The following is a 20,803-nucleotide window of genomic DNA, read 5'->3' on the forward strand; positions in this document are numbered from 1 at the left end:
CGTAGTAGGAGGGATCAATGGGCGGACATTGCTCGCAAATCAGCGCAGGCGTTCGCTCAGCCAGACGCCGACGTCGCGAATCTCTTCAGGTAACACTTCGTGCTCCATTGGGTATTCCTGCCATGTCACGGTGACACCATGCTTCACCAGATGCTCATAGGCAGTGCGCCCCATCGAGTTCTGCACCACGCCATCGAACTGACCGTGCAGACACAGCACCGGAATACGCTGCTGACTGGCGGATAACTCCAGTTCGTCGCTGAATGTCGGTGCGTACGTCGACAACGCCAGCACCCCGCCCAGCGGTCCCTGCCATTTAAGGAACGCGGTATGCAATACCACCGCGCCGCCCTGGGAAAATCCTGCGAGGAAAATCCGCGAGGCGTCTATTCCGCTGGCGCGCTCGTTTTCGATCAGCTCGATGATGCGCTCTGCCGACGCCTCCAGTTGGTCGCGATCGATCGCCCGGGCCGGGCTCATGGCCTTGATGTCATACCAGCTGGGCATGGCATATCCGCCATTTATCGTCACTGGACGGGTCGGTGCCTGCGGCAGCACAAAGCGCGTGCTCAACAGACTTTCCTGCAACGCCTCGGCCACCGGCAGGAAGTCGTAACGGTCGGCGCCGAGGCCGTGCAGCCAGATCACGCAGGCGTCTGCGGGCTTAACAGGCTGAAGAATCAAGGGCTCGGTCATGTCTGCTCCAAAAATGTGCGGGCGCTCTCATTGAGTGCGTTATTGAAGGGCGCGCCCGGTTGATCCGTTAACAAGATGTCGCAAGGTTACAAGTTTAGCTATTGACGTGTCGCGCAATCACTTTCGCAAGCGGTGTGGTACGGCGTTTGCTATGGAGCTTTGCGTACGAAGCATCCGTTGCGCGGCGGTAACACTATCAGTGTCAGTCGCGCGATGGGATAGCAACGAATCCGGTGATGGATGTTCGCCAATGGCCGCTACGGGCTTAGCGAACGTGAAAGGGCTACAGCCCGTTCGGCCGATTGGTGAGAAGTGAGTGATCCATGATGTGGATTTTCTCCTACTAGACTCATAGCGAAGGTCTTACGTCGGTTGACCCCAAAAAAAGCCAACACGGGTCAACAACGCCTCAAAAGGGTGCGACAGGACTCAAGCTCCGACACAACAAGAGCAAAACTGGAGGTTTGAATGAAGATGTTGAAATCCACTCTGGCGGTCGTGACTGCTGCAGCAGTACTCGGCGTCAGCGGGTTCGCTCAGGCGGGTGCAACCCTGGATGCGGTACAGAAAAAAGGTTTCGTGCAGTGTGGCGTGAGCGACGGTCTGCCGGGCTTCTCGGTACCGGATGCGACCGGCAAGATTCTCGGCATCGATGCTGACGTCTGCCGCGCTGTGGCGGCAGCCGTTTTCGGCGACGCCAACAAGGTAAAGTTCAGCCAGTTGAACGCCAAGGAGCGCTTCACCGCGCTGCAATCCGGCGAGATCGACATCCTGTCGCGCAACACCACCATGACCAGTTCCCGTGACGCGGGCATGGGCCTGAAATTCCCGGGCTTCATCACCTACTACGACGGCATCGGCTTCCTGGTGAACAACAAGCTGGGCGTGAAAAGTGCCAAAGAGCTCGACGGCGCGACCATCTGCATCCAGGCCGGTACCACCACCGAACTGAACGTTTCCGACTACTTCCGTGGCAACGGTCTGAAATACACCCCGATCACCTTCGACACCTCCGATGAAAGCGCCAAGTCGCTGGAATCCGGTCGTTGCGACGTGCTGACCTCCGACAAGTCCCAGCTGTTCGCCCAGCGCAGCAAGCTGGCCTCGCCGAAGGACTACGTGGTGCTGCCGGAAACCATTTCCAAGGAACCACTGGGCCCGGTTGTACGTAACGGCGACGACGAGTGGCTGGCGATCGTGCGTTGGGTCGGCTACGCGCTGCTCAATGCCGAAGAAGCCGGCATCACTTCGAAGAACGTCGAAGCTGAAGCCAAGTCCACCAAGAACCCGGACGTGGCCCGTATGCTCGGCGCTGACGGCGAGTACGGCAAAGACCTGAAACTGCCGAAAGACTGGGTTGTGCAGATCGTCAAGCAAGTCGGCAACTACGGCGAAATCTTCGAGAAAAACCTCGGCAAGAGCACTCCGCTGGAAATCGACCGTGGCCTGAACGCCCTGTGGAACAACGGCGGCATTCAGTACGCACCACCAGTGCGCTAATGGTTCTATCGCCCGGCGGGCCAACCGCCGGGTGATGTTCTTGTTCCATTTCTTCCGGGGCACTTCATGCAAAATTCAATCGGCGCACCAAAGCAGAGGCTCAGCCTCAGCGATCCACGAGTGCGTGCGTGGCTATTCCAGATCATCACCGTTGTGGCGGTGGTCTCGCTTGGCTGGTACCTGTTCGACAATACGCAAACCAACCTTCAGCACCGGGGCATCACCTCCGGTTTCAGCTTTCTGGAGCGCAGTGCCGGATTCGGCATCGCTCAAACCCTGATCGACTACACCGAAGCGGACAGCTACGCGCGGGTGTTTGTCATCGGCCTGCTCAACACCCTGTTGGTGACCTTTATCGGCGTGATCCTGGCGACGATTCTCGGTTTCATCGTCGGCGTGGCGCGGCTGTCGCAGAACTGGATCATCGCCAAACTGGCGACGGTGTATGTGGAAGTATTCCGCAACATTCCGCCGCTGCTGCAGATCCTGTTCTGGTACTTCGCAGTGTTCCTGACCATGCCGGGGCCGCGCAACAGCCACAACTTCGGCGACACCTTCTTCGTCAGCAGCCGTGGCCTGAACATGCCGGCCGCACTCGCTGCCGACGGCTTCTGGGCGTTCGTGATCAGCATCGTCCTGGCCATTGTCGGCATCGTGCTGATGTGCCGCTGGGCCAACAAGCGTTTCGAAGAAACCGGCGTACCATTCCACAAGTTCTGGACCGGCCTGGCAATTGCGCTGGTGATCCCGTCCTTGTGCGCGCTGATCTTCGGCGCTCCGTTGCACTGGGAAATGCCCGAGCTCAAGGGCTTCAACTTTGTCGGTGGCTGGGTGTTGATCCCGGAACTGCTGGCGTTGACCCTGGCGCTCACCGTGTATACCGCAGCGTTCATCGCCGAGATCGTGCGTTCCGGGATCAAGTCGGTCAGCCATGGCCAGACCGAAGCGGCGCGTTCGCTTGGCCTGCGCAACGGCCCGACCCTGCGCAAGGTGATCATCCCGCAAGCCCTGCGCGTGATCATTCCGCCGCTGACCAGCCAATACCTGAACCTGGCGAAGAACTCCTCGCTGGCGGCCGGTATCGGTTACCCGGAAATGGTTTCGCTGTTCGCCGGCACCGTGCTCAACCAGACCGGGCAGGCTATCGAAGTGATTGCCATCACCATGAGCGTGTACCTGGCGATCAGTATCAGCATTTCCCTGCTGATGAACTGGTACAACAAGCGCATTGCGCTGATCGAGCGGTAAGGAAAAGCGCATGAGTACTCATACTTTCAAACCCGACATGCCTCCACCGAACAGCAGTATCGGCGTGGTGGCGTGGATGCGCGCAAACATGTTCTCCAGCTGGCTCAACACCCTGCTGACGCTGTTTGCGTTCTACCTGATCTACCTGGTCGTGCCACCGATCCTCAGCTGGGCGATCGTCGATGCCAACTGGGTCGGCACCACTCGCGCCGACTGCACCAAGGAAGGCGCCTGCTGGGTGTTCATTCAGCAGCGCTTCGGCCAGTTCATGTACGGCTATTACCCGACCGAACTGCGCTGGCGCGTCGACCTGACCGTGTGGCTGGCGGTCATTGGCGCAGCACCGCTGTTCATCTCGCGCGTGCCGCGTAAAGCGGTGTACGGCCTGAGCTTCCTGGTGCTGTACCCGATCATCGCCTTCATCTTATTGCACGGCGGTTTCGGTCTGACCACCGTGCCGACCAGCCAGTGGGGTGGCCTGATGCTGACCCTGGTGATCGCCACCGTCGGCATCGCCGGAGCATTGCCGCTGGGCATCGTGCTGGCGCTGGGACGGCGTTCCAATATGCCGGCGATTCGTGTGGTCTGCGTGACTTTCATCGAGTTCTGGCGCGGCGTGCCGTTGATCACGGTGTTGTTCATGTCCTCGGTGATGCTGCCGCTGTTCCTGCCCGAAGGCATGAACTTCGACAAGCTGCTGCGGGCGCTGATCGGCGTGATCCTGTTCCAGTCGGCGTACGTGGCTGAGGTGGTACGTGGCGGTCTTCAAGCGATCCCTAAAGGTCAGTACGAAGCGGCCGCGGCGATGGGCCTCGGTTACTGGCGTTCGATGGGCCTGGTGATCCTGCCGCAAGCGCTGAAGCTGGTGATCCCGGGCATCGTCAACACGTTCATTGCGCTGTTCAAGGACACCAGCCTAGTGATCATCATCGGCCTCTTTGACCTGCTCAACAGCGTCAAGCAAGCCGCTGCCGACCCGAAATGGCTGGGCATGGCCACCGAAGGCTACGTGTTCGCCGCCCTGGTGTTCTGGATTTTCTGTTTTGGTATGTCGCGCTATTCCATGCATCTGGAACGCAAGCTCGACACTGGCCACAAGCGTTAGGAGTTCTCTGTAAATGAGCGAAGCAATCAAAAAGCCTGTGGGTCCGGAAGGCATCATCCAGATGCAGGGCGTGAACAAGTGGTACGGCCAGTTTCACGTACTCAAGGACATCAACCTCAACGTCAAACAGGGCGAGCGCATCGTCCTGTGCGGCCCGTCGGGTTCCGGTAAATCGACCACGATCCGTTGCCTCAATCGTCTGGAAGAACACCAGCAGGGGCGCATCGTCGTCGATGGCGTGGAACTGACCAATGACCTCAAGCAGATCGAAGCGATCCGTCGCGAAGTCGGCATGGTGTTCCAGCACTTCAACCTGTTCCCGCACCTGACCATTCTGCAGAACTGCACCCTGGCGCCGATGTGGGTGCGCAAAATGCCCAAGCGCAAGGCCGAAGAAATTGCCATGCATTACCTGGAACGCGTACGCATTCCGGAGCAGGCGCACAAGTATCCGGGGCAACTGTCCGGCGGTCAGCAACAGCGTGTGGCGATCGCCCGCGCCCTGTGCATGAAGCCGAAAATCATGCTGTTTGACGAGCCGACTTCAGCGCTCGATCCGGAAATGGTGAAAGAGGTTCTCGACACCATGATCGGTCTGGCCGAAGACGGTATGACCATGCTTTGCGTAACCCACGAAATGGGCTTCGCCCGCACCGTGGCCAACCGCGTGATCTTCATGGACAAAGGCGAAATCGTTGAGCAGGCCGCGCCGAATGACTTCTTCGACAATCCGCAGAATGATCGGACCAAGTTGTTCTTGAGTCAGATTTTGCATTGATGGTGGATGAGTAAAAAACAACCCGGCGATTTGCCGGGTTGTTTTTTTCGGGGTCAGGAAACCGAAAGGGATTCATGTTCTTTGTGGACGATGTGCTCGAAACCTCTCAAATCTGCACCTTCGCCAAGAATCTTTGCATCGGTTAGCAAATATGGGTAACGATCCAATAAACGCATCAGCAGTATGAGTGCCTTGGGCGGCAAGATTTCGCCGCGCTCATAGCGAGAGAATGCGTTATGCCCACCCCCAGATAGCAGTTGCACCGTCTCTTTTTGCGTCAGATGCAATTTGCGGCGGATACGCTTCATCTCGTCGCCGATCATTTTCCTGGCAGCGATGACCAACTCATCACCTGCGTCGCAATAACGTTCCGCGCTATCGGTATCGGCGTCCCATTCGACCTCACCGCAGTTCTGGCACTCCCAGCCAGAAAGATCATCCACACGCCGCTCCATGCCATTGACTTTCAGGGTTTCGCCGCGCCCCTGAAAATGCCTCATTCCCTCACGTGCACCGCAGCTGACACATTGCTGGGTTTTCATGGGTTTTTCTCCTTGAAGGAGATCACCGGTGGGCTGCCGCCGGGGCGGTATGTCACCTTGATGTAAATCTCCTGATCTCGTGAATTGATGTGATACACGTCTTGCCAGATTCGATGATCCTCATAAGTAGTCATCGATTTGTACAACATCCTGGTTTGTAGCTCGAAAACAATCTCCTGCATTTCGCTGACATTGAAGCCGAGCTTCTCAGCTGACCTTACTGAAGTTTTGGTGAAAGCATTTTGACCCAGTCGCCTCACTTCAGACTTGATCACCGCCAAGTCGTAATGGGGTGTGTTCTTTTCCATAAGAAGCCAAAACCCTGTCCCTGAAATTACCCTTAAAGGGTAATTTTGACCAATCGAAAATGCCGCTCCATGTGTCTCCGATTGACCCTAGGTGGTTGCCGTCCTACATGGGTCTGACTAACATGTCGGAAAATTCATCCTATGATTGGATGAAAAGGTGAGGTTCATGTCCGACATTTCTCCTTTGATCAAGCGATCCCTGGTCGATCAGGCTTTGGATCAACTGCGTCAGCGCATCAACAGCGGTGCGTGGCAGGTCGGCGAGCGCCTGCCGACCGAGCCTGAGCTGTGCGCCGAGCTGGGCATCAGCCGCAATACCGTGCGTGAGGCGATGCGTGTTCTGGCGTTCTCGGGGTTGATCGAGATTCGTCAGGGCGACGGCAGTTATCTTCGTGCGCTGGTCGACCCGCTCGACACACTTAAAGCGCTATCGCGTTGTTCGCTGGAGCAGGCCCGGGAGACCCGGCACATCCTTGAAGTCGAGGCCATCGGCCTGGCCGCGTTACGCCGTACCGATGAGGATCTGGCGGCGCTGCGTGAAGCGCTCGGCACCAGCGGCAGCCATTACCACGGCGATCTCGACACCTATATCGCCTGCGATCTGGTGTTCCATCGCCGACTGGTCGACGCCGCCCACAACCCGACCCTCAGCGAGTTGTATCGCTATTTCTCCAGCATCGTCGGCGCGCAATTGCGCCAGACCCTGAATATCTCCCCGCGCCGTCAGGAAGTGTTCGATCTGCACATCGACTTGCTCGATGCGGTCGAGCAACGCGACCCGGAACGGGCCAAAGCCTTGTCGAGGCAGCTGATCAATGAACCTTGAAACCGAGAAGACCATGTCCCGCAGTGAGTTATCCACAGCGTCGAAACGCACCCCCGAACTTGAAGAGCTGCTGATCGATGCCGAGGCCGACGACGAGCAGGTGCAGCAAAGCCATCCGTTGGTAAAACGTCCGTGGCTGTTGCTGCTCGGGCTGATTCTAGTGGCGCTGAACCTGCGCCCGGCGTTGTCGAGCATGGCGCCATTGCTCAGCGAGGTCTCCAGAAGCCTCGGGCTGTCTGCGGCGCAGGCGGGATTGCTGACCACGTTGCCGGTGCTGTGCTTGGGCTTGTTCGCACCGCTGGCGCCGATCCTTGCGCGGCGGTTTGGTGCTGAGCGCGTGGTGTTGGGGATTCTGCTGACACTGGCCGGCGGCATCATCCTGCGCAGCAATTTCGGCGAGATCGGGCTGTTCGCCGGCAGCGTCCTTGGCGGCGCCAGCATCGGCATCGTCGGCGTGCTGCTGCCGGGCATCGTCAAGCGCGACTTCGCCAAACACGCCGGGACCATGACCGGCGTCTACACCATGGCGCTGTGCCTGGGCGCGGCGATGGCGGCGGGTTCGACCGTGCCGCTGAGTGAACACTTCGGCAACAGCTGGGCGATGGGCCTGGGCTTCTGGGTGATTCCGGCATTGGTGGCGGCGGTTTTCTGGCTGCCACAAGTCGGCTCCAAACATGGCGCACACAACGTCGCCTACCGCGTGCGCGGGTTGCTGCGTGATCCGCTGGCCTGGCAGGTGACCTTGTACATGGGCCTGCAATCGTCGCTGGCCTACATCGTGTTTGGCTGGTTGCCGTCGATCCTCATCGGTCGCGGGCTGACACCGACTCAGGCCGGATTGGTGCTGTCCGGTTCGGTGATCATTCAGCTGGCCAGTTCGCTGGCCGCGCCGTGGCTGGCGACCCGTGGCAAGGATCAGCGTCTGGCGATCGTCGTGGTCATGGCGCTGACCCTGGCCGGCCTGTTCGGCTGCCTGTACGCACCGATCGAAGGTCTGTGGGGCTGGGCGATTCTGCTCGGCCTCGGGCAGGGCGGTACGTTCAGTCTGGCCCTGACCCTGATCGTCCTGCGCTCGCGCGATTCCCATGTCGCGGCGAACCTGTCGAGCATGTCGCAGGGTTTTGGCTACACCCTGGCGTCCATGGGGCCGTTCGCCGTGGGCGTGGTGCATGACTGGACCGGCGGCTGGAATGCGCTGGGCTGGATTTTCGGCATTATCGGCGCCGGTGCAATCCTCGCCGGGCTGGGTGCCGGCCGGGCGCTGTATGTGCAGGTGCAAAGCGAAAAGATCTGAATGCACTGGCTGCAAATGTGGGAGTGAGCCTGCTCGCGAAAGCGGTGTTCGGTCAACAAAGGTGTTGAATGTTGAATTGCCTTCGCGAGCAGGCTCGCTCCCGCAAGGGTTTTGCATATTGCCGATAGTGTTTCTGCGCGCGGCAGATTATGGTGCTGGCAATCTGTACCTATTTCTTTGGAGATTGCCTTGAGCGAAGCCCATAGCGCCCTGATCACCCGCTTCTACCAAGCCTTTCAGCGCCTTGACGCCGAAGCCATGGCCGCCTGCTACACCGATGACGTGGTATTCAGCGATCCGGCCTTTGGTGAGTTGCGCGGGCGCGATGCCGGCGACATGTGGCGCATGCTCACCGCCCGCGCCAAGGATTTCTCCCTGACCTTCGACAACGTGCGCGCCGACGAGCGTACCGGTGGCGCGCATTGGGTGGCGACTTACCTGTTCAGCCAGACCGGCAATGTCGTGGTCAACGATATCCAGGCGCGATTCGTGTTCCGTGACGGCAAGATCTGTGAGCACCACGACCACTTCGATCTGTGGCGCTGGTCGCGCCAGGCTCTCGGTTTCAAAGGCCTGCTGCTGGGCTGGACGCCGCTGGTGCGCAACGCCGTCCGCGCCCAGGCGCGCAAGGGACTGAAGGCATTTCAGGCCGGGCGCTGATAAGATCGCCGCCTGTTTTCCTACACGTTCAGATCACCCAAGTGACCAGTCTTAGCGAACAATCCGTCGATGCTGCCGAGCCAGTGAGCAAATCCTGGTTCGTCTACCTCGTGCGTGCCGCCAATGGCTCGTTGTACTGCGGAATCAGCGACGACCCCGTACGCCGTTTCGCCAAGCACCAGAGCGGCAAGGGCGCGCGGTTCTTTCTCTCCAGCCCGGCGATGGCGTTGGTCTACACCGAACTGTGCCGCGACAAAAGCGATGCTCTGCGCCAGGAACGGCTGATCAAGAAGCTGCGCAAAAGCGCCAAGGAATGCCTGGTGGCGTCTTATCAATCTGACTGATTGGTTCCCATCAGGCAGATCTGTAGGCTGCTAATCAAATGCACGCTAAGCTGCGGGCTCACTATCTGAGCGGCGGAGCCGAGCATGTCCGAGTTGATTCTGCACCATTACCCGACCTCTCCATTCGCCGAGAAGGCCCGCCTGCTGCTGGGTTTCAAAGGCCTGTCCTGGCGTTCGGTGCATATTTCCCCGGTGATGCCAAAGCCGGATCTGACGGCATTGACCGGTGGCTACCGCAAGACTCCGGTATTGCAGATCGGTGCTGACATCTATTGCGACACCGCACTGATCGCTCGACGCCTGGAACAGGAAAAAGCCCTGCCGGCGTTCTTCCCCGAGGGCCAGGAAATGACCAGCGCCAGTTTTGCGGCGTGGGCCGATTCGGTGGTGTTCCAGCACGCCGTGAGCCTGGTGTTCCAGCCGGAATCGGTGGCGGTGCGTTTCGGCAAATTGCCGCCGGAAGCGATCAAGGCATTCCTCGCCGACCGCGCCGGTTTGTTCAGCGGCGGCAGCGCCACGCGTCTGTCCGCCGAGCAGGCCAAACATCAGTGGCCGACGATCATGGCGCGTCTGGAGCAGCAGTTGCAGCGCGAGCAGGGCGACTTCCTTTTTGGTGAGCCGTCGATTGCCGACTTCGCCCTGGCGCATCCGCTGTGGTTCCTCAAGGCGACCCACGTGACGGCGCCGCTGGTGGATGAATATCCGGCAGTCGCGGCGTGGCTGGGTCGGGTGCTGGGGTTCGGCCATGGCGCGGCGAGCGAGATGTCTTCCGCCGAGGCACTGGAGGTCGCGCGTAACGCGACGCCAGCGGCATTGCCGGATGAGCGGTTCGTTGATCCGAACGGCTTCAAGGCGGGCCAGCAAGTGGCAATTGCCGCTATCGATTACGGCGTTGATCCGGTGGTGGGCGAGCTGCTGTTTGCTGGCCGTGAAGAGCTGATCATTCGCCGTGAAGACGAACGTGGCGGCGTGGTGCATGTGCACTTTCCGCGCTTTGGGTTCCGTATCGAGGCGCGCTGATTTATCGAGTCAGCTGCAAAACCTGTGGGAGCGAGCCTGCTCGCGAAGACGATGGATCATTCAACATGTCGTTGGCTGATGCAGCGCTTTCGCGAGCAGGCTCGCTCCCACAATGGATTATTTGAGGGCAGCGAGGATTTCTTCCGGATCAAACCCGCGAATCAACGTACCGTTCACATCAATCAGCGGAATCCCGCGTCCACCCAATGCCTCATACGCCTTGCGCGCATCGGCATCCTTCTCGATGTCGTACTCCTTGAACGGTATGCCCTTGCTGTCGAGAAAGCGTTTGGTCTGTTTGCAGTAGCCGCACCAGTCGGTGGCATAGAGCACGACACTGGCCTGCGCCCGGGTCTGCTGCGAGACCATTTGCGAGGGGTTGAACACCCGCTCGATCTTGCCCCAGTTCTGATAGACCACGACCACCAGCAGTACCAGGGCGACTTTTTTCAGCACGTTGCCGAGCATCAGTTACGCCGCTTCAGCTGGTCGGTCAGCGAAGTCGGCAGGCCTTTGATGATCAGGGTGCCGTTCTCTTCGTCGTACTCGATCTTCGACCCCAGCAGATGCGCTTCGAAGCTGATCGACAGGCCTTCGGCGCGGCCGGTGAAGCGGCGGAATTGATTGAGGGTGCGCTTGTCTGCCGGAATCTCTGGCGAGAGGCCGTAGTCCTTGTTGCGAATGTGATCGTAGAAGGCCTTCGGGCGTTCTTCGTCGATCAGCTCCGACAGCTCCTCAAGGCCCATCGGTTCGCCGAGCTTGGCCTGGCTGCTGGCATAGTCGACCAGAGTCTTGGTTTTCTCGCGGGCCGAGTCTTCCGGCAGGTCTTCGCTCTCGACAAAGTCACTGAAGGCCTTGAGCAGTGTTCGCGTCTCGCCGGGGCCGTCGACGCCTTCCTGGCAGCCGATGAAGTCGCGGAAGTATTCCGAGACCTTCTTGCCATTCTTGCCCTTGATGAACGAAATGTACTGTTTGGACTGCTTGTTGTTCTGCCACTCGGAAACGTTGATCCGCGCTGCCAGATGCAATTGGCCAAGGTCGAGATGGCGCGAAGGCGTTACGTCGAGCTCGTCGGTCACCGCCACGCCTTCGCTGTGGTGCAGCAGGGCGATCGCCAGGTAGTCAGTCATGCCTTGCTGATAGTGGGCGAACAGCACGTGGCCGCCCACCGACAGGTTGGATTCTTCCATCAGCTTCTGCAGATGCTCGACCGCCACTTTACTGAACGCGGTGAAGTCACGGCCGCCGTCCATGTACTCCTTCAGCCAGCCGCTGAACGGGAACGCGCCGGATTCCGGATGGAACAGGCCCCAGGCTTTGCCCTGTTTGGCGTTGTAGCTTTCGTTGAGGTCGGCGAGCATGTTTTCGATGGCGGCGGACTCGGCCAGTTCAGAGTCACGGGCGTGCAGAACTGCGGGCGTGCCATCGGGTTTTTTGTCGATCAGGTGGACGATGCAATGGCGGATCGGCATGGGCTTCTCGGCTGTTGGAAGGGAGGAGGGCAGGCTCCCCCGAAAAAGCGCTCAGTGTACCGCAACCACTGGTTTTGGCGCGGGTTGCAGGGCAAAACCGGGGCGCGCGCCCGGCCTTAAGCGGTTTTTTACCGATTTAGCGCAATAAAGCTGACCAAATGGGTAGCTAGAGGCGGATATTTCCTTGTCGCTGTGCTAGTTTTGCCCGGTCTTACGCGAAGTCACTGCGTTAAGCGTGCATTCAGCATTTGTCAGGTCGAACCAAACCCTGATTTCGGCATCTATAACCCGACTCGTCGTGGTTATCGCCGAGGGTGCCAGATCCAGAAGATCGGGCTCGATGGCTGACACTGCACTCTGCAATCCATATGAATTTGATAGGGAAGGAACACTACATGGCTCTTACTAAAGACCAACTGATCGCCGACATCGCTGAAGCTATCGACGCGCCGAAAACCACCGCGCGTAACGCTCTGGACCAACTGGGCCAAATCGTTGCCGATCAGCTGGAAAACGGCGGCGAAATCACCTTGCCAGGTATCGGCAAGCTGAAAGTGACCGAGCGTCCTGCCCGCACCGGCCGTAACCCTTCGACTGGCGCTGCCATCGAAATCCCTGCAAAGAAAGTGATCAAGCTGGTTGTGGCCAAAGGCCTGACCGACGCTGTGAACAAGTAAGACGCAGCGATAAAAAAAACCGTGCTTCGGAGTGATCCGGGGCACGGTTTTTTTGTGTCTGTGATTTGACGGTCAAGTCGCGGGCAAATGTGGGAGCGAGCCTGCTCGCGAAAGCGGTGGGTCAGTCGATATTGAAGCTGACTGACACGCTGCCTTCGCGAGCAGGCTCGCTCCCACAGGGGATCTGCTGTGTCTTAGCGCACCCAGCGCTCGCGCCGCCAGATCTGCTGCTCGGACTTGGTCTGAAAGGTCCAGGCGACAAAGCGGCTCTGCTTCTGCCCCTGCGACATCTCCACGACCTGACTCTCCAGCACGCCAGCCTTCTTCAGTGCCGTCTCGATGGCCGGCAGGTTCGAGGCCTTCGACACCAGGGTGCTGAACCACAACACCTTGTGCTGGAAGTTCGCGCTCTCGGCAATCAACTGCGTCACGAAGCGCGCTTCACCGCCTTCACACCACAGCTCCGCCGATTGCCCGCCGAAGTTCAGCACCGGCAGCTTGCGTTTCGGGTCGGCCTTGCCCAAGGCGCGCCACTTGCGCTCGCTGCCCTTGGTCGCTTCTTCCATCGAAGCGTGGAACGGCGGGTTGCACATGGTCAGGTCGAAACGCTCGCCCGGCTCCAGCAAGCCGATGAGGATGTGCTTGCGGTTCTCCTGCTGGCGCAGCTGGATCACTTTGCTCAGATCATTGGACTGCACGATGGCTCGCGCCGCCGCCACGGCTGTAGGGTCGATCTCCGAGCCGAGGAAGTGCCAGCGGTATTCGCTGTTGCCAATCAGCGGATACACGCAGTTGGCGCCCATGCCGATGTCCAGCACGTTGACGATCGCGCCGCGCGGCACTTTACCGTCGTTCATGCTCGCGAGCAGGTCGGCGAGAAAGTGCACGTAATCGGCACGCCCCGGAACCGGAGGGCAGAGGTAGTCCGCCGGGATGTCCCAATGTTGAATGCCGTAGAACGCCTTGAGCAGCGCCCGATTGAACACACGTACCGCGTCGGGGCTGGCGAAGTCGATGCTTTCCTTGCCGTACGGGTTGGTGATCACATACTTGGCCAGTTCCGGCGTGGTCTTGATCAGTGCCGGAAAGTCGTAACGACCCTGATGGCGATTGCGCGGATGCAGGCTGGCCTTCTCGCGCGGCTCGACGGCTTTGCTCGGGGACGCGGCGTCAGGCTTCTTGCGCGCAGGTTTGGGTGTGCGGGGGGCGGTCATGGGCGTGGTCGATTCGGGTATGGCTGAAAGTGGCGGGTATTGTCCCACATCTGAAGGCAACACCGTTCAAACTGTGGGAGCGAGCCCGCTCGCGAAGGCGGTTTCACATCCGGCAGATTTGTCGGCTGATACAGCGCTTTCGCGAGCAGGCTCGCTCCCACAGGGGACTCGAGGTTTTGCAGGAATAAAAAAGGGAGGCCACTTGGGCCTCCCTTTTTCACTGCGGTTTGCCGTTACAGACTGGCAATCCGCGCGTGCTGCTCGGCCAGTTTGCCCAGGGCTTGTTCGGCCTCGGCCAGTTTGGCGCGTTCCTTCTCGATGACTTCGGCCGGGGCCTTGTCGACGAATCCTGCGTTGGAGAGCTTGCCGCCAACGCGTTGGACTTCGCCCTGCAGACGCAGGATTTCCTTGTCCAGACGTGCCAGTTCCGCGCCTTTGTCGATCAGGCCGGCCATCGGCACCAGCACTTCCATCTCGCCCACCAATGCGGTAGCGGACAGCGGTGCTTCTTCGCCAGCGGCGAGTACGGTGATCGATTCCAGGCGCGCCAGCTTCTTCAGCAGCGCTTCGTTCTCGGTCAGGCGGCGCTGGTCTTCAGCGCTGACGTTCTTCAGGAAGATCGGCAGTGGCTTGCCCGGGCCGATGTTCATCTCGCCACGAATGTTGCGCGTGCCGAGCATCAGTTCCTTGAGCCATTCGATGTCGTTTTCCGCCGCCGGATCGATGCGCTCCTCGTTGGCCACCGGCCAAGGCTGCAGCATGATCGTTTTGCCCTGAATACCGGCCAGCGGCGCGATACGCTGCCAGATTTCTTCAGTGATGAACGGCATGAACGGATGCGCCAGACGCAGCGCCACTTCCAGCACGCGCACCAAGGTCCGGCGAGTGCCGCGCTGGCGTTCGACCGGCGCGTTCTCGTCCCACAGCACAGGCTTGGACAGTTCCAGATACCAGTCGCAGTACTGGTTCCAGATGAACTCGTACAACGCTTGCGCGGCGAGGTCGAAACGGAACTGATCCAGTTGGCGGGTCACTTCGGCTTCGGTGCGTTGCAGCTGCGAGATGATCCAGCGATCTGCCAGCGACAGCTCGTAGGCTTCGCCGTTCTGGCCGCAATCTTCGCCCTTGTCCAGAACGTAACGCGCGGCGTTCCAGATCTTGTTGCAGAAGTTGCGATAGCCTTCGACGCGACCCATGTCGAACTTGATGTCGCGACCGGTCGAGGCCAGCGAGCAGAAGGTGAAGCGCAGGGCGTCGGTGCCGTAGCTTTCGATGCCATTGGCGAATTCTTCGCGGGTGGCTTTCTCGATCTTCTTCGCCAGTTTCGGTTGCATCAGGCCCGAGGTGCGCTTCTGCACCAGGGTTTCCAGGTCGATGCCGTCGATGATGTCCAGCGGGTCAAGGACGTTGCCCTTGGACTTGGACATCTTCTGGCCTTGGCCGTCGCGTACCAAGCCGTGCACGTACACAGTCTTGAACGGAACTTGCGGCGTGCCGTCTTCGTTCTTCATCAGGTGCATGGTCATCATGATCATCCGGGCAACCCAGAAGAAAATGATGTCGAAACCGGTGACCAGCACGTCGGTGGAGTGGAATTTCTTCAGGAACTCGGTCTGCTCAGGCCAGCCCAGCGTGGAGAATGTCCACAGGCCGGAGCTGAACCAGGTGTCGAGTACGTCGTTGTCCTGTTGCAGCGCAACGTCCGGGCCGAGGTTGTGCTTGGCACGCACTTCGGCTTCGTCGCGACCGACGTAGACTTTGCCCGACTCGTCGTACCAGGCCGGAATCCGGTGGCCCCACCACAGCTGACGGCTGATGCACCAGTCCTGGATGTCGCGCATCCACGAGAAGTACATGTTTTCGTACTGCTTGGGCACGAACTGGATGCGACCGTCTTCAACGGCAGCAATCGCCGGCTCGGCCAGAGGCTTGGTCGATACGTACCACTGGTCGGTCAGCCACGGCTCGATGACCGTGCCGGAGCGATCGCCTTTCGGCGTTTTCAGGTTGTGATCGTTGACACTCACCAGCAGGCCGGCAGCGTCGAACGCGGCAACGATCTGCTTGCGCGCTTCGAAACGTTCCAGACCGGCGAACTCCGCCGGAATCTTGCCGTCGATGCTCTCGTTCAGCGTGCCGTCGAGGTTGAACACCTGCGCGGCAGGCAGCACGTTGGCGTTCTTGTCGAAGATGTTCAGCAGCGGCAGGTTGTGGCGCTTGCCGACTTCGTAGTCGTTGAAATCGTGGGCCGGGGTGATTTTCACGCAGCCGGTGCCGAATTCAGGGTCGCAATAATCGTCGGCGATGATCGGGATGCGCCGGCCAACCAGTGGCAGCTCGACGAATTTGCCGATCAGTGCTTTGTAGCGTTCGTCGTTCGGGTTAACCGCGACGGCGGAGTCGCCGAGCATGGTTTCCGGACGGGTGGTGGCGACGATCAGGAAGTCATTGCCCTCGGCGGTTTTAACGCCATCGGCCAATGGGTATTTCAGGTTCCACAGGAAACCTTTCTCTTCGTGGTTTTCCACTTCGAGGTCGGAAATCGCCGTGTGCAGTTTGGTGTCCCAGTTGACCAGACGCTTGCCGCGGTAGATCAGGCCGTCTTCATGCAGGCGCACGAAGGCTTCCTTGACCGCTTCCGAGAGGCCGTCGTCCATGGTGAAGCGCTCGCGGCTCCAGTCGACGGACGAGCCGAGGCGGCGGATCTGCCGGCTGATGTTGCCACCGGACTGATCTTTCCACTCCCAGACTTTCTCGAGGAATTTTTCCCGGCCCAGATCGTGACGATTCTGGCCCTGGGCTTCGAGTTGGCGCTCCACCAGCATCTGCGTGGCGATACCGGCGTGGTCGGTGCCCGGCTGCCACAGGGTGTCGCGACCCTGCATGCGGCGGAAACGGATCAACGCGTCCATGATCGCGTTGTTGAAGCCGTGACCCATGTGCAGGCTGCCGGTGACGTTCGGCGGCGGGATCATGATGGTGTAGGACTCGCCCGCGCCTTGCGGGGCGAAGTAGTTCTCGGACTCCCAGGTCTTGTACCAGGAAGTTTCAATGGCGTGCGGCTGGTAGGTCTTATCCATGCGCGGCGGGACCCTATTGGCATTTATTCAGGAAAAGCCGGCAAGTATAGCGGGGCATGGTGAGTAGGGCGAGCGGGGCGCGACCGGTCAGCAGCGCGCGGGCGGTGGTGCAAGTTGTCTGCTAGTACTTTTCCAACAGGGAACGAAGGGCAGATCAAATGTGTGCATCTCAAACATCGCTGCATGCCAATACTCCATCGATCACGGTGCTGGATAGCCGCTGCCTTCTTGTGCGGGATGTGCGTTACCACCGCCATCCCGATTCACTCGCTGTTACAAGCGAACGCATTGACCGTCACCATTACGATGGTCGCGGGTTCCTGATGCGCAGCGCTGACCCACGATTAAACGAAGCCGGGTTGGCCAATTTCATTTATGTCAGGAGTCTGTCCGGGCGCGTGTTGAGCCAGCAGGGCGCCGACAATGGCAGCAGCGTGGTGCTACCTGACGCCGTCGGTCGTTCATGGAGGGTGGTAAGCAATATGCCCGGCCCTGACCACGGTGCGGGATCCACAAGTCAGCTTGTTACCAGCACCTATCAATATGAAGGGAGCGATCTTCTCGGTCGTCTGACCAGCGTTTCCGAACAGGAGGGGAACGAGCGCCCGAAAATCAGCGAGCGGAGGGTCTATGCCGCAAACACTGAGGCTGAAATCGCGCTGAACCTGGCCGGCCGGTGCGTGAGCCACTACGACACGGCCGGTCTGACGAAGACTGATAGCGTGGCGCTGACAGGTGTGCCGCGCTCGATTAGCCGTCGTTTCTTCAAGAGCGCAGACAACCCGGGCGAGGTGGTCGATTGGCAGGGTGACAACGCCTCGGACTGGAATGACGGCCTGGATGACGAGACCTTCACCAGTCTGGTTACCACCGATGCGACGGGCGCGCTGCATACATCTACGGACGCAGCGGGCAACCTGCAGCGCGTGGCTTACGATATGGCAGGCGCAATCCGGGGGCATTGGGTGACGCTCAAGGGCAGCGCGGAACGGGTTGTCGTGAAGTCGCTGACGTATTCGGCGGCGGGTCAGAATCTGCGTGAAGAGAGCGGCAACGGTGTGGTAACCACTTGGAAATACGAGCAGGAAACCCGGCGCCTCTCGGGAATCAGAGTGGAACGACCGCTCGGGCATGCGGCGGGAGCTAAAGTGCTACAGGATCTGAAGTACACCTATGATCCGGTTGGTAACGTCAGCGTTGAGCGCGACGATTCGCAGACACCATGTTTCTGGCGAAATCAGAAGATGCTGGCGCAAAACACTTATATCCATGACTCGCTCTATCAACTGATCAGCGCAACCGGACGCGAGATGGCGAATGCCGAGGGGGCATGCGGCTCCCCTCTGGTCTGCGGTCCTGACCACGCCGCTTACACCAGTTACACCCGCACTTACCGCTACGATATGGCTGGCAATCTGATTCAGATACGCCACATCGCACCAGCCTCGCAAAATAATCACACCGCCAGGGTCACGATCAGCAACCGCAGCAATCGCGGTGTGTTGGACACCCTGGCGACAAATCCCGAGGAGGTGGAAGCATTTTTCTCGGCGGGTGGGCAGCAGACCACTTTGCATCCCGGACAGCGGCTTGTCTGGACGCCGCGCAACGAACTTTTGCAAGTGACCCCGGTGATGCGTGATGGCGCGATGGATGACCATGAGACGTATCGCTATGACAGTGCTAGTCAGCGAGTGCTGAAGTTCAGCGCGCAGAAAGTGTGTGGTTGCATACACAAGCAGCGGGTCGCCTACCTGCCGTCACTGGAGCTCAGAGCGAAGGGTATCGGCGCAACAGTGGCGGAGCGTCTGCACGTCATCAACGCAGATGCGTCAGGTCGATCCCGACTGCGAATCCTGCATTGGGACAGTCCGAGGCCGCCGAACGCCGATAATGACCTGCTGTATTACAGCTATGACAACTTGATTGGCAGTAGCGCAGTGGTCGTGGACGGTGAGGGGAAGCTTGTAAGTAAAGAGGAATATTACCCATTTGGCGGCACAGCCATATGGGTGGCGCGAAGTGCCATTGAGGCGGATTTCAAAACCGCCAGATACTGCGCAAAGGAACGCGATGCCACGGGACTTTACTACTTTGGCTGGCGCTACTATCAGCCCTGGGCAGGGCGCTGGTTAAGTGCTGATCCGGCAGGAACGGCGGACGGCATGAACCTGTTTATGATGGTCGCCAATAATCCCGTCACGTTTTTTGACAGCAATGGTTTGTACAAGGAAGGGCAAGAAGCCAGGCAAATGGTTGGCGAGTCATTTATCCATCCATTGCATATGCCTGCCTTCGAAAAAGTATCCAAAGAACACAATGTAGCAATAAGCGTTAGAGAGTCCGGAAGTTACACCATCAAGGCTTTGGGCGAAGGTGCCGCTGCCAAGGGCCATAACATTCTTGAAAAGACCATCAAACCGTCTTCCTTGAAAGCAGTTTACGGGGATGGCGCTGAAGCGATGCTCGTGCGGGCAGAAAAAAGCGGGTTGGTCGGGCGAGTGGGGCAGTGGGGCCGGGGCGGTGTTCGAGGACTTTATGCGCGCAATAGCATCAGCGATGAAGATGTTTCCTACAGCGTTAATCTGCAAAGTCCCATCGAACACGAACTCCTGGATGCCTGGGTGAAGTTCAAAGTCGTCACGCCCTACACGGGTGACTACGATATGCACGATGTTATTCAGTCAAGACAAGGAAAAGGTATTGTTCCGCGTTCGGGAAGTAGCGAGGAGGCGCAAGTCATGAATTTGATCAATCATGCTATCGCCGAGCTGGATTCTGCGAGGCCGTTCGATAACACCCCGATGAATGTGATCCGTCATGGTCCGCAAGTGAACTTCGTTTCACATATGTGGAATCATGAATTCGACAAGGTCAAACAGGACAACGGATATTTGGAGGCGGTTGCCCGGCCAGGCCCGTTTCCGATAGCGATGGTGCACCAGGGGCAGTGGTCGATTATCGAAAGTACCCGCGAACTGTTCGATTTTTACGGGGCGTTGAACACCGCAGTTCCGGAACACTGGGCGCAAGAGTTTGTGAGTCGGGGAAAAGGCATGGTTGCCACGCCCAGACATGCCAGAACACTGGATTGGCATCGCAGCAACACCGTCTAGAAGTCGGGTTTGCCGGGTTGCCAACTCAGTGCTGATCGTGGGGGCGCCAAGGCTACTCGTACTGGCTGAGCAGCCGCTCCATCCGCGCATCGAGGCGGCGTTTGATTTCGGTCTCGATGTGCGGGGCGAAGTCGTCGATCACGTCTTGCATGATCAATTGCGCGGCGGCGCGCAGTTCGCTGTCCAGGTGCAACAAGGCGTCCGGGCCTTTATCAACCGGTGCGGCAGCCGGGGCAGCCGGCGGCGCTGGTGGCGGCTCGACGGCCGCCGGCTGATTGCCGACGGAATCGAACAGCATCGGAATCTGTTCCTGTTCGCCGTCATCGACCGTATCGGTCAAGAGCGGCGGTTGCAGGTTGTCATCGCCGAGCAACTGGCGGATCGATTCAAGATCGTCCAGCAGATGTGCGGACTTCTGTTGCGGTTTCGGAGTGTCCATTGGAGTGCTCAGAGTCGCTGTAAACGGTGGTCTTGCAGAGAATAGCCCTGTTCGCGGTAGAAACGGAAACTCTCCCGCGCCGCCGCTCGGATGGTCGGATCTTCCACCACCACTTCCGCCACGCGGGCGAATTTGCTGGCGAAGGCCGGGACTTTCAGGTCGAGATTGACCAGCAGATCCTGATGCTCACCGCAGTCTTCGCCCAGCCCCAGCACGATCAAACCGTCCGGTTCGCTGTCGGCCGGGCCGTGGGGCACGAAACTTTCGCCCTTGAATGCCCACAGACGCGCATCGAGATCGTCGCGCTGGGCCGCATCGCTGCAATGCAGGTAGATGCGGTGGCCCATGCGCCAGGCTTTCTCGGTGAGCTTGCAGGCGAAATCCAGGCGCGCTGATGGATCGGCGCTGGGCAGGATATAGAAGTCGACTTTGGTCATTGCGGTTCCAGAGCGGCAAGCGGCGTCACCCGAGAGTGACGCCACCT

20 protein-coding genes are annotated in these 20,803 nt (G+C 59.3%); 11 read left to right on the forward strand and 9 right to left on the reverse strand.

Features of this window, described 5'->3' with window-relative positions; all coding sequences use genetic code 11:
- Positions 1-39 precede the first annotated feature (39 nt).
- On the reverse strand, positions 40-696 hold the full coding sequence (locus OK411_RS05775; protein ID WP_110600245.1) for an alpha/beta hydrolase: 657 nt from the start codon (positions 694-696) through the stop codon (positions 40-42).
- 468 nt (positions 697-1,164) lie between these two features.
- Here OK411_RS05775 and OK411_RS05780 point away from each other — a divergent pair, with 468 nt between their 5' ends.
- The 4 genes from OK411_RS05780 to OK411_RS05795 all read left to right on the forward strand — a co-directional run bounded on the left by OK411_RS05780 (position 1,165) and on the right by OK411_RS05795 (position 5,327).
- On the forward strand, positions 1,165-2,196 hold the full coding sequence (locus OK411_RS05780; RefSeq protein ID WP_016771583.1) for an amino acid ABC transporter substrate-binding protein: 1,032 nt from the start codon (positions 1,165-1,167) through the stop codon (positions 2,194-2,196).
- Between the two features lie 66 nt (positions 2,197-2,262).
- Positions 2,263-3,444, forward strand: coding sequence for an amino acid ABC transporter permease (locus tag OK411_RS05785; protein ID WP_073473652.1), 1,182 nt, complete (start codon positions 2,263-2,265; stop codon positions 3,442-3,444).
- 10 nt (positions 3,445-3,454) lie between these two features.
- The gene (locus OK411_RS05790) at positions 3,455-4,549 is read left to right on the forward strand and encodes an amino acid ABC transporter permease (RefSeq protein ID WP_024011693.1); all 1,095 of its coding nucleotides are present in this window, start codon (positions 3,455-3,457) and stop codon (positions 4,547-4,549) included.
- Between the two features lie 13 nt (positions 4,550-4,562).
- Positions 4,563-5,327, forward strand: a complete 765-nt coding sequence (locus tag OK411_RS05795; protein ID WP_016771581.1) for an amino acid ABC transporter ATP-binding protein — start codon at positions 4,563-4,565, stop codon at positions 5,325-5,327.
- 53 nt (positions 5,328-5,380) lie between these two features.
- On the opposite strand, the gene OK411_RS05800 is transcribed toward OK411_RS05795, so the two are convergent.
- Positions 5,381-5,869, reverse strand: a complete 489-nt coding sequence (locus tag OK411_RS05800) for a type II toxin-antitoxin system MqsA family antitoxin (protein ID WP_264364563.1) — start codon at positions 5,867-5,869, stop codon at positions 5,381-5,383.
- Positions 5,866-6,177 carry a type II toxin-antitoxin system MqsR family toxin gene (locus OK411_RS05805; RefSeq protein ID WP_122610756.1) on the reverse strand — a complete coding sequence of 104 codons (312 nt, stop codon included), beginning with the start codon at positions 6,175-6,177 and terminating at the stop codon, positions 5,866-5,868. The genes OK411_RS05800 and OK411_RS05805 overlap by 4 nt, the downstream gene beginning before the upstream one ends.
- 166 nt (positions 6,178-6,343) lie before the next feature.
- Here OK411_RS05805 and OK411_RS05810 point away from each other — a divergent pair, with 166 nt between their 5' ends.
- The 5 genes from OK411_RS05810 (at position 6,344) to OK411_RS05830 (ending at position 10,321) form a co-directional block, all read left to right on the forward strand.
- Entirely contained in the window at positions 6,344-7,003 is a 660-nt protein-coding gene (locus tag OK411_RS05810; RefSeq protein ID WP_016771578.1) for a FadR/GntR family transcriptional regulator, read from the forward strand.
- The gene (locus OK411_RS05815) at positions 6,993-8,297 is read left to right on the forward strand and encodes a CynX/NimT family MFS transporter (protein WP_123443481.1); all 1,305 of its coding nucleotides are present in this window, start codon (positions 6,993-6,995) and stop codon (positions 8,295-8,297) included. Before OK411_RS05810 ends, OK411_RS05815 begins: the two co-directional genes overlap by 11 nt.
- Before the next feature lie 189 nt (positions 8,298-8,486).
- On the forward strand, positions 8,487-8,957 hold the full coding sequence (locus OK411_RS05820) for a nuclear transport factor 2 family protein (protein ID WP_264364564.1): 471 nt from the start codon (positions 8,487-8,489) through the stop codon (positions 8,955-8,957).
- Positions 8,958-8,998: 41 nt separating this feature from the next.
- On the forward strand, positions 8,999-9,301 hold the full coding sequence (locus OK411_RS05825; protein WP_073473642.1) for a GIY-YIG nuclease family protein: 303 nt from the start codon (positions 8,999-9,001) through the stop codon (positions 9,299-9,301).
- An 84-nt stretch (positions 9,302-9,385) separates the two neighbouring features.
- Complete coding sequence (locus OK411_RS05830; RefSeq protein ID WP_122610752.1) at positions 9,386-10,321, forward strand: glutathione S-transferase family protein; 936 nt, start codon at positions 9,386-9,388, stop codon at positions 10,319-10,321.
- A gap of 117 nt (positions 10,322-10,438) precedes the next feature.
- Here OK411_RS05830 and OK411_RS05835 read toward each other — a convergent pair whose 3' ends face one another.
- Both OK411_RS05835 and yejK read right to left on the reverse strand, forming a co-directional pair.
- Complete coding sequence (locus tag OK411_RS05835) at positions 10,439-10,789, reverse strand: glutaredoxin family protein (RefSeq protein WP_217879368.1); 351 nt, start codon at positions 10,787-10,789, stop codon at positions 10,439-10,441.
- Complete coding sequence (gene yejK / locus OK411_RS05840; protein WP_016771572.1) at positions 10,789-11,793, reverse strand: nucleoid-associated protein YejK; 1,005 nt, start codon at positions 11,791-11,793, stop codon at positions 10,789-10,791. The genes OK411_RS05835 and yejK overlap by 1 nt, the downstream gene beginning before the upstream one ends.
- Before the next feature lie 395 nt (positions 11,794-12,188).
- Between yejK and OK411_RS05845 the strand changes: the two genes are divergently transcribed.
- Positions 12,189-12,470 (forward strand): HU family DNA-binding protein, encoded by a 282-nt coding sequence (locus OK411_RS05845; protein WP_003221909.1) that lies wholly within the window; start codon positions 12,189-12,191, stop codon positions 12,468-12,470.
- Between the two features lie 194 nt (positions 12,471-12,664).
- Here the strand turns inward: OK411_RS05845 and rlmF are convergent, their stop codons facing one another.
- Together rlmF and OK411_RS05855 are read right to left on the reverse strand one after the other, a co-directional pair.
- Positions 12,665-13,684, reverse strand: a complete 1,020-nt coding sequence (rlmF, locus tag OK411_RS05850) for a 23S rRNA (adenine(1618)-N(6))-methyltransferase RlmF (protein ID WP_016771571.1) — start codon at positions 13,682-13,684, stop codon at positions 12,665-12,667.
- 233 nt (positions 13,685-13,917) lie between these two features.
- Positions 13,918-16,764, reverse strand: coding sequence for a valine--tRNA ligase (locus tag OK411_RS05855; RefSeq protein ID WP_073473636.1), 2,847 nt, complete (start codon positions 16,762-16,764; stop codon positions 13,918-13,920).
- Between the two features lie 158 nt (positions 16,765-16,922).
- Between OK411_RS05855 and OK411_RS05860 the strand changes: the two genes are divergently transcribed.
- The gene (locus OK411_RS05860; protein WP_136491997.1) at positions 16,923-19,880 is read left to right on the forward strand and encodes an RHS repeat protein; all 2,958 of its coding nucleotides are present in this window, start codon (positions 16,923-16,925) and stop codon (positions 19,878-19,880) included.
- 52 nt (positions 19,881-19,932) lie between these two features.
- On the opposite strand, the gene OK411_RS05865 is transcribed toward OK411_RS05860, so the two are convergent.
- Positions 19,933-20,319: a hypothetical protein gene (locus OK411_RS05865; RefSeq protein ID WP_056783087.1), complete on the reverse strand. Its 387-nt coding sequence runs from the start codon at positions 20,317-20,319 to the stop codon at positions 19,933-19,935.
- A gap of 8 nt (positions 20,320-20,327) precedes the next feature.
- Positions 20,328-20,756 (reverse strand): DNA polymerase III subunit chi, encoded by a 429-nt coding sequence (locus OK411_RS05870; RefSeq protein WP_125918303.1) that lies wholly within the window; start codon positions 20,754-20,756, stop codon positions 20,328-20,330.
- Positions 20,757-20,803: the final 47 nt, after the last annotated feature.

This window comes from Pseudomonas sp. RG1, assembly GCF_025910115.1.
Lineage (GTDB): Bacteria > Pseudomonadota > Gammaproteobacteria > Pseudomonadales > Pseudomonadaceae > Aquipseudomonas > Aquipseudomonas atacamensis.